General features: G+C 29.6%; 14 protein-coding genes and 1 other annotated feature. Of the genes, 6 read left to right on the top strand and 8 right to left on the bottom strand.

Annotated features, from left to right (window positions below; genetic code table 11):
- Window positions 1-220: 220 nt before the first annotated feature.
- On the top strand, window positions 221-820 hold the full coding sequence (locus tag PNO30_RS06200; RefSeq protein ID WP_271987560.1) for a hypothetical protein: 600 nt from the start codon (window positions 221-223) through the stop codon (window positions 818-820).
- Window positions 821-837: 17 nt separating this feature from the next.
- Window positions 838-975 carry an LPXTG cell wall anchor domain-containing protein gene (locus PNO30_RS06195; protein ID WP_271987558.1) on the top strand — a complete coding sequence of 46 codons (138 nt, stop codon included), beginning with the start codon at window positions 838-840 and terminating at the stop codon, window positions 973-975.
- Between the two features lie 133 nt (window positions 976-1,108).
- Here the strand turns inward: PNO30_RS06195 and PNO30_RS06190 are convergent, their stop codons facing one another.
- Window positions 1,109-3,751: a valine--tRNA ligase gene (locus PNO30_RS06190; RefSeq protein WP_271987557.1), complete on the bottom strand. Its 2,643-nt coding sequence runs from the start codon at window positions 3,749-3,751 to the stop codon at window positions 1,109-1,111.
- A gap of 101 nt (window positions 3,752-3,852) precedes the next feature.
- Window positions 3,853-4,071, bottom strand: a binding site (T-box leader).
- A gap of 178 nt (window positions 4,072-4,249) precedes the next feature.
- On the opposite strand from PNO30_RS06190, the gene PNO30_RS06185 reads away from it, so the two are divergent.
- Window positions 4,250-4,522, top strand: coding sequence for a type II toxin-antitoxin system Phd/YefM family antitoxin (locus PNO30_RS06185; protein WP_271987556.1), 273 nt, complete (start codon window positions 4,250-4,252; stop codon window positions 4,520-4,522).
- Window positions 4,509-4,823 carry a type II toxin-antitoxin system RelE/ParE family toxin gene (locus tag PNO30_RS06180; protein ID WP_271987555.1) on the top strand — a complete coding sequence of 105 codons (315 nt, stop codon included), beginning with the start codon at window positions 4,509-4,511 and terminating at the stop codon, window positions 4,821-4,823. The genes PNO30_RS06185 and PNO30_RS06180 overlap by 14 nt, the downstream gene beginning before the upstream one ends.
- Before the next feature lie 78 nt (window positions 4,824-4,901).
- On the opposite strand, the gene PNO30_RS06175 is transcribed toward PNO30_RS06180, so the two are convergent.
- The 6 genes from PNO30_RS06175 to PNO30_RS06150 all read right to left on the bottom strand — a co-directional run bounded on the left by PNO30_RS06175 (window position 4,902) and on the right by PNO30_RS06150 (window position 10,624).
- On the bottom strand, window positions 4,902-6,332 hold the full coding sequence (locus PNO30_RS06175; protein ID WP_271987553.1) for an alanine/glycine:cation symporter family protein: 1,431 nt from the start codon (window positions 6,330-6,332) through the stop codon (window positions 4,902-4,904).
- 217 nt (window positions 6,333-6,549) lie between these two features.
- Window positions 6,550-7,377 carry a hypothetical protein gene (locus tag PNO30_RS06170; RefSeq protein ID WP_271987552.1) on the bottom strand — a complete coding sequence of 276 codons (828 nt, stop codon included), beginning with the start codon at window positions 7,375-7,377 and terminating at the stop codon, window positions 6,550-6,552.
- 13 nt (window positions 7,378-7,390) lie between these two features.
- A complete protein-coding gene (locus tag PNO30_RS06165; protein ID WP_271964568.1) occupies window positions 7,391-8,164 on the bottom strand; it encodes a hypothetical protein in 774 nt (257 codons plus the stop codon).
- 22 nt (window positions 8,165-8,186) lie between these two features.
- Window positions 8,187-9,065 (bottom strand): restriction endonuclease, encoded by an 879-nt coding sequence (locus tag PNO30_RS06160; RefSeq protein WP_271987551.1) that lies wholly within the window; start codon window positions 9,063-9,065, stop codon window positions 8,187-8,189.
- A gap of 253 nt (window positions 9,066-9,318) precedes the next feature.
- Window positions 9,319-9,795 (bottom strand): 23S rRNA (pseudouridine(1915)-N(3))-methyltransferase RlmH, encoded by a 477-nt coding sequence (rlmH, locus tag PNO30_RS06155; RefSeq protein ID WP_048803186.1) that lies wholly within the window; start codon window positions 9,793-9,795, stop codon window positions 9,319-9,321.
- 16 nt (window positions 9,796-9,811) lie between these two features.
- Window positions 9,812-10,624: a Cof-type HAD-IIB family hydrolase gene (locus tag PNO30_RS06150; RefSeq protein ID WP_271987550.1), complete on the bottom strand. Its 813-nt coding sequence runs from the start codon at window positions 10,622-10,624 to the stop codon at window positions 9,812-9,814.
- Window positions 10,625-11,133: 509 nt separating this feature from the next.
- Between PNO30_RS06150 and PNO30_RS06145 the strand changes: the two genes are divergently transcribed.
- Entirely contained in the window at window positions 11,134-11,277 is a 144-nt protein-coding gene (locus tag PNO30_RS06145) for a hypothetical protein (protein WP_161800971.1), read from the top strand.
- 777 nt (window positions 11,278-12,054) lie between these two features.
- Here PNO30_RS06145 and PNO30_RS06140 read toward each other — a convergent pair.
- The gene (locus tag PNO30_RS06140; RefSeq protein WP_271987549.1) at window positions 12,055-12,300 is read right to left on the bottom strand and encodes a hypothetical protein; all 246 of its coding nucleotides are present in this window, start codon (window positions 12,298-12,300) and stop codon (window positions 12,055-12,057) included.
- 455 nt (window positions 12,301-12,755) lie between these two features.
- Between PNO30_RS06140 and yidC the strand changes: the two genes are divergently transcribed.
- Window positions 12,756-13,631, top strand: coding sequence for a membrane protein insertase YidC (gene yidC / locus PNO30_RS06135; protein ID WP_271987548.1), 876 nt, complete (start codon window positions 12,756-12,758; stop codon window positions 13,629-13,631).
- Window positions 13,632-13,748 lie beyond the last annotated feature (117 nt).

Raw genomic sequence — 13,748 nt, 5'->3', positions numbered from 1 at the left:
ATACAATATATTACACACTAATTCAATAGTTATATCATATTAATGTGTAATAATAAAATCTATTATGTATGATTATTTCATTTTAAATGATATTACAGCTACATTCCTATCCTATTTTATTACCAATATATTAAAATAGAGTTACTCATTGTCTATTTTATTTAAATTTAAATGTTTATATGATATAATTAATCTAATAATATATCGAGGTGAAAATTGTATGTCAAAATTATCAAAATTATTTGCAATCGGTACAGGTATAGCCGTTGCTAACTATTACTCAAAAAATCCAAACAAAGTTGAAGAACACACTGAATACGTTAAGAAAAAATCTAAAGATTACTATGGTTATACACGTTGTATGATTCGCTATACTAAGAAAAATGGTGTTGAAGAAGCGGCAATCTACCTATACAACGACTTAGTGAAAAATCTTAAAAAAGCTAAAAATGCTTTAGAAAACAAATACAATAATGCTGTTGATTATGGTAAAGAACTATCTAGCAATGTAAAAGACATTAAAGGGCACGTATCTAGTGTAAAAGAATATACTTCAGAAGTTAAAGAAAACTTAGGAGATGCAAAAAAAATCGTTGAAGAATTCAAACCTTCAGTAGAAGCTTATAAAGAAAAAGCACTTTCTTCATTCGAAAAAATTAAAGATCAAGTATCAAATATTAAAAAAGACGTTGACGAAGCAAAAGTTCAAGAAAAAGTTGAAGATTTCACTAACAAATCAACTGAAACACTAGATTCAGTTAAAGAACGCGTTGAAACTGAAGTTCTAAAAAATACTCCTGAACAAAAAGAAGAAAAATAATATAATGAGGATTTAAGATGAATCTACTATCACTAAGTACTCTTCCTAATACAGGGGAAGCAGTGAAAAATTATGGTGCATACATTGGTATAATCATAATAATTGCAATAATTTTCTTCCTAATTTGGAGAAAAAAGAATAATAAAGATGATTAAAAAACTCTAAGCTAGGTAAAACTAGCTAGAGTTTTTTTATTACAATTAATCTACAGCTATTTACTACATAATGAATAAGAGAGTGATTCGATAAAATCTAAACGATTTTCGAATCACTCTCTTTCATTCTATACTATTTTAAATTATCTAATGCAGCTATTCTTTCTTTAACACTATCATATTGTTCTTGATATGTTGCTTGTTTTTCTTTTTCTTTAGCTACAACCGCTTCTGGAGCAGAACCAACAAATTTTTCATTAGAAAGTTTTTTATTTACTCTATCTAATTCTTGTTGTAATTTTTCTAATTCTTTTCCTAGACGTTCTTTTTCTTTGTCTACATCGATTAAATCGCTTAATGAAACGTAGATCTCAGCACCTGGTAAGATACGACTGATGTCAGTTTCGCTTGCTTCTACTTCGCGTTCAATAATAAGTTCGCTAGGACGAGCAAATTTCTCTAAGTACGCACTACCACTTAATAGCACTTCTTTTACGCTATCTTGTGAGTATTTAATTTTAATAGGAATCTCACGAGACATAGGAGCGTTCACTTCACTACGGATGTTACGTACTGCTGTGATTACATCTTGGATGAATTGCATATCTTCAGTTTCTTTTTCGAATACTAGACTTGCATCAACTTTAGCAAATTCACTAGTTACAATACTATCTCCAGTGTGAGGAATGTGTTGCCAGATTTCTTCAGTTACGAATGGCATAAACGGATGTAACATTTTTAGAGAAGCATCAAGTACATATACTAAAATAGATTTAGTAGTTTTCTTCGCAACTTCATCTTCACCATTTAATGAAATCTTAGCAATCTCGATATACCATGAGCAGAATTCTTCCCATACAAAGTTGTATAGAATACGGCTTGCTTCACCAAATTCATATTTTTCGAATAATCTTTCGAAATCTTCAATAGTTTTAGCAAGTTTTGTTAAGATATATTTATCAGCTAATGTTTTTTCTCCAGTTAAATCAATATCACTGTATTCGAAACCTTCAAGGTTCATAATTACGAAACGAGAAGCGTTCCAAATTTTATTGATATAGTTCCAACTTGCTTCAATTTTCTCAGTTGAGTAACGTAAGTCTTGACCTGGTGTTGAGTTAGTAGCTAAGAAGTAACGTAAGCTATCAGCCCCGTATTGTTCGATTACTTCCATTGGATCTACACCATTACCAAGTGATTTACTCATCTTACGACCTTGTTCATCACGAACTAAACCGTGGATTAAACAATCTTCAAATGGACGTGTTCCTGTAAATTCTAATCCTTGGAATACCATACGAGCAACCCAGAAGAAGATGATGTCATATCCAGTTACTAGACAGCTATTTGGATAGTAACGTTTGAAATCTTCACTTTCTAAATCTGGCCATCCTAATGTTGAGAATGGGAATAATGCTGAAGAGTACCAAGTATCAAGAACATCTTCATCTTGAACATAGTTTTCAATATCTTTTGGTGGGTTTACATCAACATAAACTTCACCAGTTTCTTTGTGATACCATGCTGGAATACGGTGTCCCCACCATAATTGACGAGAAATACACCAGTCTTGGATATTTTCCATCCAAGTATTTAACGTATTTTCAAAACGTGGTGGATAGAAGTTAACTTTTCTATCTGCATCTTTTTGATTTTCTAATACTTTATCAGCAAGAGGTTTCATGTCAACGAACCATTGTTTAGAAAGATATGGTTCAACAACCGCACCACTACGCTCAGAGTGACCTACTGAGTGAAGGTGTTTTTCAATCTTGAAGCATACTCCGCTTTCTTGTAAATCAGCGATAAGAGCCTTACGACATTCGAAACGATCCATACCGTTATATTTATCAGCATGTTCATTCATAACAGCACCTTCATCCATAACGATGATGCGTTCTAAGTTATGACGTTCTCCTACTTCAAAGTCATTTGGATCGTGGGCAGGAGTTATTTTAACTACTCCACTTCCGAAATCTTTTTCTACATATTCATCTGCAATAACAGGAATTTCTTTATTTGTTACTGGTAATAGAACTGTTTTACCAATATATTTTTGATATCTTTCATCTTCAGGGTGAACAGCAACCGCAGTATCTCCGAATAAAGTTTCAGGACGAGTAGTTGCTACTTCTAGATAGTCTCCACTTCCATCAGCTAAGAAATATTTAAGGTGATAGAATGCACCTTCTACGTCTTTGTGAATTACTTCGATATTAGATAATGCAGTTCTTTGAACTGGATCCCAGTTGATAATTTTCTCACCACGGTAGATTGTACCATTGTTGTAGTGATCTACGAAAATTTTCGTTACTGCTTTATTTAATCCTTCATCTAATGTAAATCTTTCTCTTGAGTAGTCTAAACCTAATCCAAGTTTAGCCCACTGTACACGAATATATCCAGCATATTCTTCTTTCCATTCCCATGCACGCTCTAAGAATTTTTCACGACCTAAATCATAACGACTTAATCCTTCTTCACGCATTTTAGCTTCTACTTTAGCTTGTGTAGAAATACCAGCGTGGTCCATTCCTGGAAGATAAAGCACATCAAATCCTTTAAGACGTTTGTAACGTGTTAACATATCTTGTAAAGTTGTATCCCAAGCATGTCCAATGTGTAATTTACCAGTTACGTTTGGTGGTGGAATTACGATTGTATATGGATTTTTTTTACTTTTATTATCAGCTTTAAAAACTTCTTTTTCCAACCACCAGTTGTAGCGATTATTTTCTACTTCGGTCGGATTATATTTTGTAGACATTTCAGTCATGACTGTTCCTCCTAAATTTTTATTTTATTATTAATTATTTTAAATTTCATAGTTATTTTTGTGGTATTTTTTTAGATAAAAAAAATAACCTCCATCCTTAACATAAGGACGAAAGTTTCCGTGGTACCACCTTTATTCTAATTATAACATTAGCACTTAATAAGATTAACGCTCTAACCACGTTTAAAGCTACTTACTTTCACTCTAAATGCTCACCGGCTACTTCAAAGTCCTGCCTAGGAGAAATCTCTCAACCACTGATTTCTTTTCTGTATCCTACGGTACGCAAGAACTTCTACTTATCGGCTCATCGCATATATTTTATAATTAAAATATGTTTAATATAATAACATACTTTTTTTTATAATGCAAGCAAAAGGAAAACTTTGTAAGTGTGGTGCGTAAGAATTTGTTAATTTCTAAGCCCTCTACCTTTTATATTTTTGACATTCTAAAGAAATAATAGTATAATATCTTTAGATTAGAGGAGGTGCTATTATGCCGAACATTAAATCAAGTACAGATTTACGTAATAATTACAATGAAATTTCTTCATTTTGCCATGAAACAGGTGAACCCATCTTTATTACCAAAAATGGGCGCGGTGACCTTGCCGTCATGAGTATTGATTTATTCAATAAATTCATGGGAAGATACGAACTATATCAACTTCTTGAGCAAAGTGAATCTGATTTTACAAACGGTCGTACCCTTACTTTTGATGATTCCATGAAAAGCTTAAGAGAGGATCTAAAAAATGGAACATTATAAAATACTTGTTTCTGAAACCTATCATAAAGACTTAAAAGATATTATCCATTATATTTATCATAATTTAGATGCACCACTTACTACATCTGCCTTACTTGACGAAATAGAATCCGCTGTTTCTGCTCTATCTGTCATGCCTTTTCGCTATGGATTAGTTGATGATGCCTATCTACACCGTAAAAAATTTAGAAAATGTCTTGTTAAGAATTACATCATTTTCTATAAAGTGAACAAAGAAAATAAAACTGTAATGATTCACCGAATTCTTCATGCAAGACAAAAATGGATTGATATCCTATAAAAAACATTCCAGATAAATATAAAAAAGTACTTCAACGATTAGAAATCTAATTCCATCATTGAAGTACTTTTTTAAATATTAATCTTCTTTTTTATTTTTCCATGCAGTTGCATTATCTAACTTAATTGGTAAGTTATCTAGGTAAAACTCTGGATCTTTTCCTTGTTTATGTTGTTTCACATAGTCTTTTAATACTACATAAACTACACCAGAAAGTCCGATAATCGCGATTAAGTTAAGTAAACTCATAATCCCCATTGTTACATCGGCAATTCCCCAAACTAAGTTTAAATCTAATACACTTCCTACATATACGAAGATACATACGATAACACGATAAACATTTACAGCCCATTTTTTAGGAAGTAAATATTGAATGTTTGTTTCTCCATAGTAGTAGTTACCAATTACAGAACTATATCCGAATAAGAAAATAGCCACGATTAAGAAAATTGTTCCGATACTTCCTACTTGTGAAGTTAAGGCAGCTTGTGTAAGTTGGATACCTTGTAACTTACCAGCTCCGTATTCAACACCAGGATATAGTAAGATTAAGAATGCTGTTGCTGTACATACTAAACATGTGTCGAAGTAAACTCCTAGAGTTTGGATAAATCCTTGCTTAGCTGGGTGAGTACTATCAGCTGTAGCCGCTGCGTTAGGAGTTGATCCTAAACCAGCTTCGTTAGTGAACATACCACGCTTAATTCCTAAAAGAATTGATGTCCCCATACCAATTACTCCACCACCTACTTGTTCAAGACCGAATGCTGATTTCACGATTTGAGCAAGAACACCAGGTAATTTGTCAATGTTAATAACCATTATAACTAATACGATAAATAAGTACGCCACTGCCATTACTGGTACTAACCATTGAGTAATTTTAACAACTTTTGTTACACCACCAAAAATTACGAAAATAGTAAGAATTAATAAAGCAATACCTGCAATATTTGCATTAATATCATATACTTGTAAAGCCTGAGCAATAGTGTTAGTTTGAACAGAGTTAAATGCTACACCATATGTTATAGAAATAACAATCGCGAAAAGCACACCCATCCATTTTTGGCCAAGACCTTTTTCCATATAGTAAGCAGGTCCCCCACGATAAACACCTTTTCTATCACGAACTTTATATACTTGGGCTAGCGTTGATTCGGCAAAAGATGAAGCTCCTCCAAAAAGCGCCATTACCCACATCCAGAATACTGAACCAGGTCCACCCATTGCAATCGCAATAGCAACCCCTGCAATTGTACCAGTACCTACTCTTGACGCAGCTGAGATTGTGAAGGCTTGGAAAGCAGAAACACCTTTTTGTTCGCCGTCTTTACCTACTTTAGGTTTTTCTGTAATAAGTCTGAACATTTCTTTAATGTAAGTAAATTGAACAAACTTAGTACTAAATGTAAAATAAATACCAGTTACCATTACCAACCCTATTAGGAAATAAGTCCACATAAAGTCATTAATGTTAGTCAATAATTCTAAAAATCTATCCATTAAGAGTCAACTCCTCGTTTTATTTGTTTTTTACGCTACCTATTATACTTTAAAAAACACTACAATTATAAATATACGTTAGAAAATCTAACATAAGACTATCTTAAATCAACTTTACTTTCAATATTTACTAAAAAACTATAGAAAATACTTGAAATCTCACATAAAAAATCCAGGAGCTTTAAACATTACATTCAAATCACCTGGATTTTTCTCATTAAACATATTCAATTCTATTTACTTCTTCATTGTTGTTCATTGGATAATTATTCACAGGATAAGGATAGTCACCCATTCGATAGTTATGCATTCCATTATTCATAACAGGAACAACTAATTTTCTATCGCGAGTCTTCAAAATAGAATCAATCTCATAACTATTTAGATTGTTATAATCTAATTTTTCTTGAAGAACATATTTACCACTTCTAACCCTAGCTCTAATATCTGTAGCAGCAACAAAGTAGACAACCATAAACACAATAGAGAATATGAATTGAGATACTGAGAAAATATTTCTTAATACAGGATCTCCTTGAAAAATAAATCCACTAAATAAAGATAAAATCGTTAATCCAGCTTGGATATATAATACTATTCTTCTACCTTTTGTATCGAATATTAGTAAATACGTAATAAATAACAGAATAAAATTAAATACTGAGATTACTATTCCACCAATTATCAATACGGCAAACCCTAAAATCAGCGTCGTTGCAAATTCTTCATAAAATCTATCACCTGTAATTATCGGTAAGTTAATTAATGCGAATACCAATCCTCCTATGACTGCCATAGGCAACGCAAAAGTTATTATATAGGCAACTCCCCAATTTCTCTTCCAAACGCGCCCTTTATATTCTTTATAAATTCTATAAGTATTATAAAATGGTATAAACGCAAGTCCTGGCCTAACTCCAAGTATATCAAACATAATTTTTGAAAATATCGCTGTAATAATATATCCAAAAAATACTACGATGAGCAACACAATTAAACCTATAGCCAATATCTGACTCATCAGATGTTCATCTATTTCAAACATAAAAATTCCTCCTTTATTTCATATCATTATTTTCTATTACATTATAATTAAGTTCATTAGAAATTATAGGCACTACTAACCTTCTCTTACGAGCTTTTAGGGTTTCATTTATTTCAAAACTATCCATAGTCTCGTAATCTAATTTCTCCTGAAGAACATATTCTCCACTTCTAATTCTAGCTCTAACTTCTCTTGCCGCTAAAAGATAAACAATAGTAAATACAACAGAAAAAATCATTTGTATCATCACTAACCTTACAGTATTAAAATTAGGATCTATTTCAATAAAAATACTAGTTCCAAATATAGTTAATAGTGTTAGTGCGGCTTGAATATTCAATACTACTTTTCTTACTTTTGTATCGAAAATTGGTAAATACATAATAAATAACATAATTACACCAAATACATTTATTATTAGAAAACATATAAAAACTATTATTATACTAACAAGAAAAAGAAGCATGAAATTAAACACAACTTCATTATTCACTTTATAACTCGTCAAATTTAATACTACACCTGTGATTATACCAGCCGGAAAAATAAAAGTTAGTATATACGCAACTCCCCAGTTTCTCTTCCAAACACGACCTTTATACTCTTTATAAATCCTATATGTATTATAAAATGGTACAAGTGCTAAAATCGGTTTAACCCCAAGTATATCAAACATAATTTTTGAAAAGATAACTGAAACAATATATCCAATACTAGCATATAGAGTAGCTATTCCTCCAAAGATATTAAATAATGATTCTAACATATGATTATTGAACCCAAACATAACTTTCCTCTTCTCTTCTATTCTATTCTACATCATAAAATTCGTCTAACACATAAGTTGTTACAGGTTTAACATATAATTCATATTTCGCTACTAAATCAGCTATAATATCACCATCAATTAAGGTTATTGTTCTAGTCCCTTGGCGAGAAGCTTCTATAGCTGATTTTGAAAATTTTGATGTTGTGATAAATATACCGAATTCAGCATTATATTTATCCATTGCACCTCTAAACTTATCTATTTCAGGAGAAGGCACATTCCCTTCCCATCTTTTAGCCTGAATAGCAACTCTAGCAGTTCGAAAATCATCACTTGTTATGTATCCAAATCCATCAAGACCACCATCGTTAGAAACTTGAATCCCTATTTTTTCATCCATCTCAACATTCATTTTTGAAACGAGTTTTCTAGCGAACATCTCAAATTTTGCTGGGCTGAATTTTTTTAATTTTCTAATTAGCTCATCTCTCCACTGATCTTCTACAATTTCTTTTTCATCTTCAGAAATTACTTCTTCAATATCTGTTATCTCTTTTTTTCGTTTAATCTTCTTATTAATTACTTTATATATAGCTGAAAAATCTAAAGAATCAAGGTTAGCTTCTCGCCCTTTACTTGTCAAAGTATAAACTTTACCATCTTTTTTTAAAAATTCCGCTTTTTCTAAATAACTCAAAGTAAAATTAAAGAAAAACTTGAATGGAGAATACTCTCTATTACTTTTTTTAGAGATACGACGAGAATCAATATATTCTTCAGTTATAACTTCAGAATTTTTTCTAAAATACTCTGCTATCGCTCTTTTTGTGTCACTTCCCCCTTTTTTTCTAAGTGCAATGATTATTTCTTTGGAAATAACATTCTCTTTCTGACTATTTGTCATTTTAAATATATCCACAAACTCCCCTCCTTTCTTATATCTGTTCTTTTCTTTATTATACTAAAAATCTTTATAAATTAATAGTAAAAAAGGGAGTGACTCAAAAATCGTGATTTCGTAGAAATCGATTTTGTCGAGTCACCCCCGCACAGGCTATTAGATATCTAAAAAGCTTTTATAAAGTGAATTTAGATATCAATAGGCCACTGCGTCTATGATTTTTTATATAAACTTTGTAAAAATTAAGACTTTAGTGTCAGCATCTGTTATATTATTTATGATAACTTGCTCCTGTTATTATACGGTAAGCTCTGTACACCTGTTCAAGTAAGACAACACGCATCATCTGGTGTGGAAACGTCATTCTACTAAACGATAATGCAAAATCACTACGTTTTTTCACACTATCAGAAAGACCATAACTTCCACCAATTACCAATGCAACATCACTCTTACCAGTAAGCATTAAATTATCAATTTTTGATGCAAATTCCTCACTTGATAAATTCTTACCTAAAATTTCCAAAGTAATAACATACTGATTATCTTTAATTTTTGATAATATGTTATTTCCTTCTTTTTCCATCGCAAGAGCTATTTCTGAATCATTCTCTACCTTTACTTTTTCATCTGAAATTTCAATAGTATTTAACTTAATATATGCTCCAAGACGTTTTTCATATTCTTTTATAGCATCTCTATAAAATTTTTCCTTAACTTTACCTACACAAATCAAAGTTACTTTCATCAGAACCTCTTTCTATCTACACATCTTTACCAAGGACAAATTTTTCAATAGCATAAGCGAAACCATCTTCATCATTTGACTTAGAAATAAAATTCGCCGCTTCTTTTAAAGTAGGATTAGCATTATCTACCGCAACTCCCATACCAGCGAACTCAATCATACTTAAATCATTAAGTCCATCACCTAATGCCATTACATTTTCATTTGTTAAACCAAGATTTTTACATAATGAATCTAAAGATACTCCTTTAGAAATACCCTTATCGTTAATTTCGATAAAGAACGGTTTAGACATAGCTACCTCATACTCATCACCTAATTCAAGCGCTAGTTTATCTTTCACTACGACAGCTTCATCAGGATGTTTAAGAATTATTACCTTAGCCGCACCTTCTTTAATATCATCTTTCATATTTTCACTAATTACTAATTCTGCACTTACTAAACCAGACTCAATTCGTGCATATTCATTATCACGATTGGTAAGAACTTTCCCACCTTGATAAGTAAGAATATCACAATCATTCTCCAAAGCAACATCTATTAAGAACTTAATTCTCTCAGGAGATAAAAACTTCTCATAGATTACTTCATTCGTTTTAAGATTGGCGATTCTAGCTCCATTAAATGAAAGTAAGTAGTTATCATAACTATCAAGTTGTAAATCTTCTACTATACTCATCATTCCAAAATCGGGTCTACCCGATGCTAAAATAACTTTAATATCTTGTTTCTTACACTCTTCAATTACTTCTCTATTTTTCTTAGAAATCTCACGATCACTATTTAATAGCGTATCATCAATATCTGTAACAACTAATTTTATCATACAAAAGCTCCTTTAGTAGATTTCATTAAATCTATAATCTTATCAATTTATATATTTCACTTCTTTACATTATATCAGATTACACTACTCTCTCATAGTGAAAAAGTTAGAATCATATCAGATTGATATATAATATGCGTTTTATTGTCTTTTATTGACTTTAACACAAAAACACGTTACAATGAAAGCGTTAATAATAGAAATATGATTTAATCTATATGTAATTACAAACATATATTATATTTTACATTCATAAGCGGAGGTATATTTCATAAATAAAAATTCTAAATTTGTACATACTATTCTTTCTACTAGTCTTTTAGTCAGCCCTGTATCTTATATAATTAAAGTATAGTTAAATCTACAAATTCATAGCATAATAAATCTAAAACATCTATTTAGGTAACAATAGATGCTAAATTATATAATGAAGTTATTGTTTAATTTATCTTAGGTAAATATTATCCGTCTCAAATAAAACAATAATGAAGTATGTAGGAGGTAACAAAATGAATACTGAAAAATATATAGAAATAGCAATATTCGCTGTAATAACAGGCCTGTTATCAGGAACAGGTTCATATTTCGTCAATAAAAAAATAGAAAAATTAAAACAAAAAAGAAAAAAGAAAAAAGATAAGCAATTAACTTAATCAATATTGCGATCCACTTTAAAAAATTAATTTCAATGAAATCATTATTTTAAAGTCACATTGATATATACCTAAATAAAAATGGAGATAAAAATGACGCAAAACATATTAACTTGTTTTAAATTTATTATAATTATCAATATAATAAATTATGTAATAATAAAGAACACATTCATAATAAATTATTTACTTATATGTACACTTTTCGGAATATTCTACATAGTAATAGATTCAAATAAAAATAAATTAAATATATTAACTGATAAAATCGATATAATTTTATTACTAATTTTTACAAGTATAATAAATATCCTTTACATAATTAATATAAAAATAACAAATTTAAAATATATTATTTTTATATCGCTATCTTATATAATCATTAAATACATAAATAAGAAAAAGACTAGTTAACCAGAGTAATAGCCCTCAAAATTTAGACAAATTTTGGGGGCTATTAACGATGCTTAATTTGATTTATTTTAGTGATTTACTGATAAATAATTCTTTTGTGATAGCTATACCTAATTCAGACTGTATAAAAAAGAGCCTTTCTTTTTAGAGTCGAGACTCCTACGACTACATCAACTTGAGAGTATTTTCTTTTTAGAGTCGGTATTTCCCTCCGACTTTTTCTACACTTATTATAATGAAAAAATTAATCTACGTCAAATTTATATATAGTAAAGATATAGTAAAATTATTACAGGAAAAGAATAAATTTCTTTTAAAAATTAAATAAGTATTGCTCTCCATTTTTTTTAAAATTATGTAACTTTATTTTATAGAATTTTTCTTCTCATTGCAATAATCTATAATATATAAAATAATCTCAACCGATAAAAAAATTATAGCAATTTTGATCACCTTTGGAAAGAAAATACAAAATATAACTGTCGGTATCAATTCCACCAGTAATTGTCGTTTATTCTTTTTAAAAATAGGGAGAGATTTTCTTCTAAGCATAAAATATAGAAAAGCAATAGTTATAGTTGCAACTAGAGATCCTAATATACTGTCCATTATAAATACCTCCTATTATGTATGTGGAAAATTTCATATTCTGTATAATTTTATTTTTATAGTGTTATTAGACTTTACACCATTATTTTAATATGAAAATACAATGATATCAATACGAAAATCTCAATAATACATTTTCTAATTTTTCTTTTTCCACAAATAATAAAAATCATATACGCTCTCTATAAATATTTACCTTCCATTTTCTATACTTTAATTAAACCTACTAACACTATTTCCACATTATTTTCTATCTTACTTATATACTTAGAAAAAATAAATTATATTAATATTTTCATCCTTTATTATATTTTAAACTATAATTTTCTTTATTTACAATTGACTTTAACATAATAATCCTTTTAAATAATATTATTATATTTAAAAATATTTACATGATACCCCTTTCATTTTATGAATGTGTATGCTAATATATATGTAAGGAGGAGCAATAAATGAAAAAATATCTATTCTGTATTTATACTCTAATATTAGTCATATTTTTAACTGGATGTTCTTCAAATGATACCGATGGTTTCTTTTATAATACTTTCACCAAAAATATGGATATGTTTTTATCGAATATTAATATCTACGTTAAAAGTTGGGGTATTTCTATAATTATTATTACACTTATTGTAAAAGGTATTATACTTCCTTTTATGTTGAAAAATTATAAAAAACAACGTACATCATCTATCAATATGGAAAAAGCAAAACCTGAATTAGATCTCGTACAAAGTAAAATTAAAAAGCTTAGTGAAGATCAAAAGAGAGCTCTTAATAATGATGAACGAATGAAAATAAGGATTGAACAAACTGAACTTCAAAAAGAACTCTTTAAAATATATAAAAAGTATGATTGTTCACCAGCAATTTTCGGTAATTTAATACCTATTCTAATTCAAGCACCGTTTATTTCTGGTTTATACTTTACTCTACAGAATCCAATCTATTCAAAAGATATTCTTGATTCAAGCTTTTTATCTATTTCACTTGGAGAAAAATCTTACATACTATTAGTTCTTGTTTTTGTAATATATATGATTGTTGGTAAAATTTCTCAAAGTATGATGCAAAGCAATCCTATGTCACAAAGCACACCAGAGGCTGAACGTATACAAAATGTTTCTAAAAATATGGTTTGGATTACTCCTATAATGTTAACATTTTTAACATATACGAGTATCGCTGCTATAGGAATTTACTTTGTAGTCAGTGGTATCCTTGTAGCGTTCCAAATATTATTAGGACGTAAACTTTATCCACCTTATGTACCTAAGCCTGTAAAAACATCAAATAAACAAAAAACAAAATTAGTAAAAAGATAAAACAAATGTACACTTAGTCATCTGATCTGACCCCAAAAAGTTAGACTTAGGATAGCGTAGTAGTTATAATGACTGCTACGCTATCTTTTTTATATTTATACAGTCATATGTTCTATT

The sequence above is a fragment of the Gemella haemolysans genome (assembly GCF_028308085.1).
GTDB lineage: Bacteria > Bacillota > Bacilli > Staphylococcales > Gemellaceae > Gemella > Gemella haemolysans_D.
The sequence above is the reverse complement of the archived record's forward strand: the minus strand, read 5'-3'. Positions and strand labels throughout refer to the sequence as shown.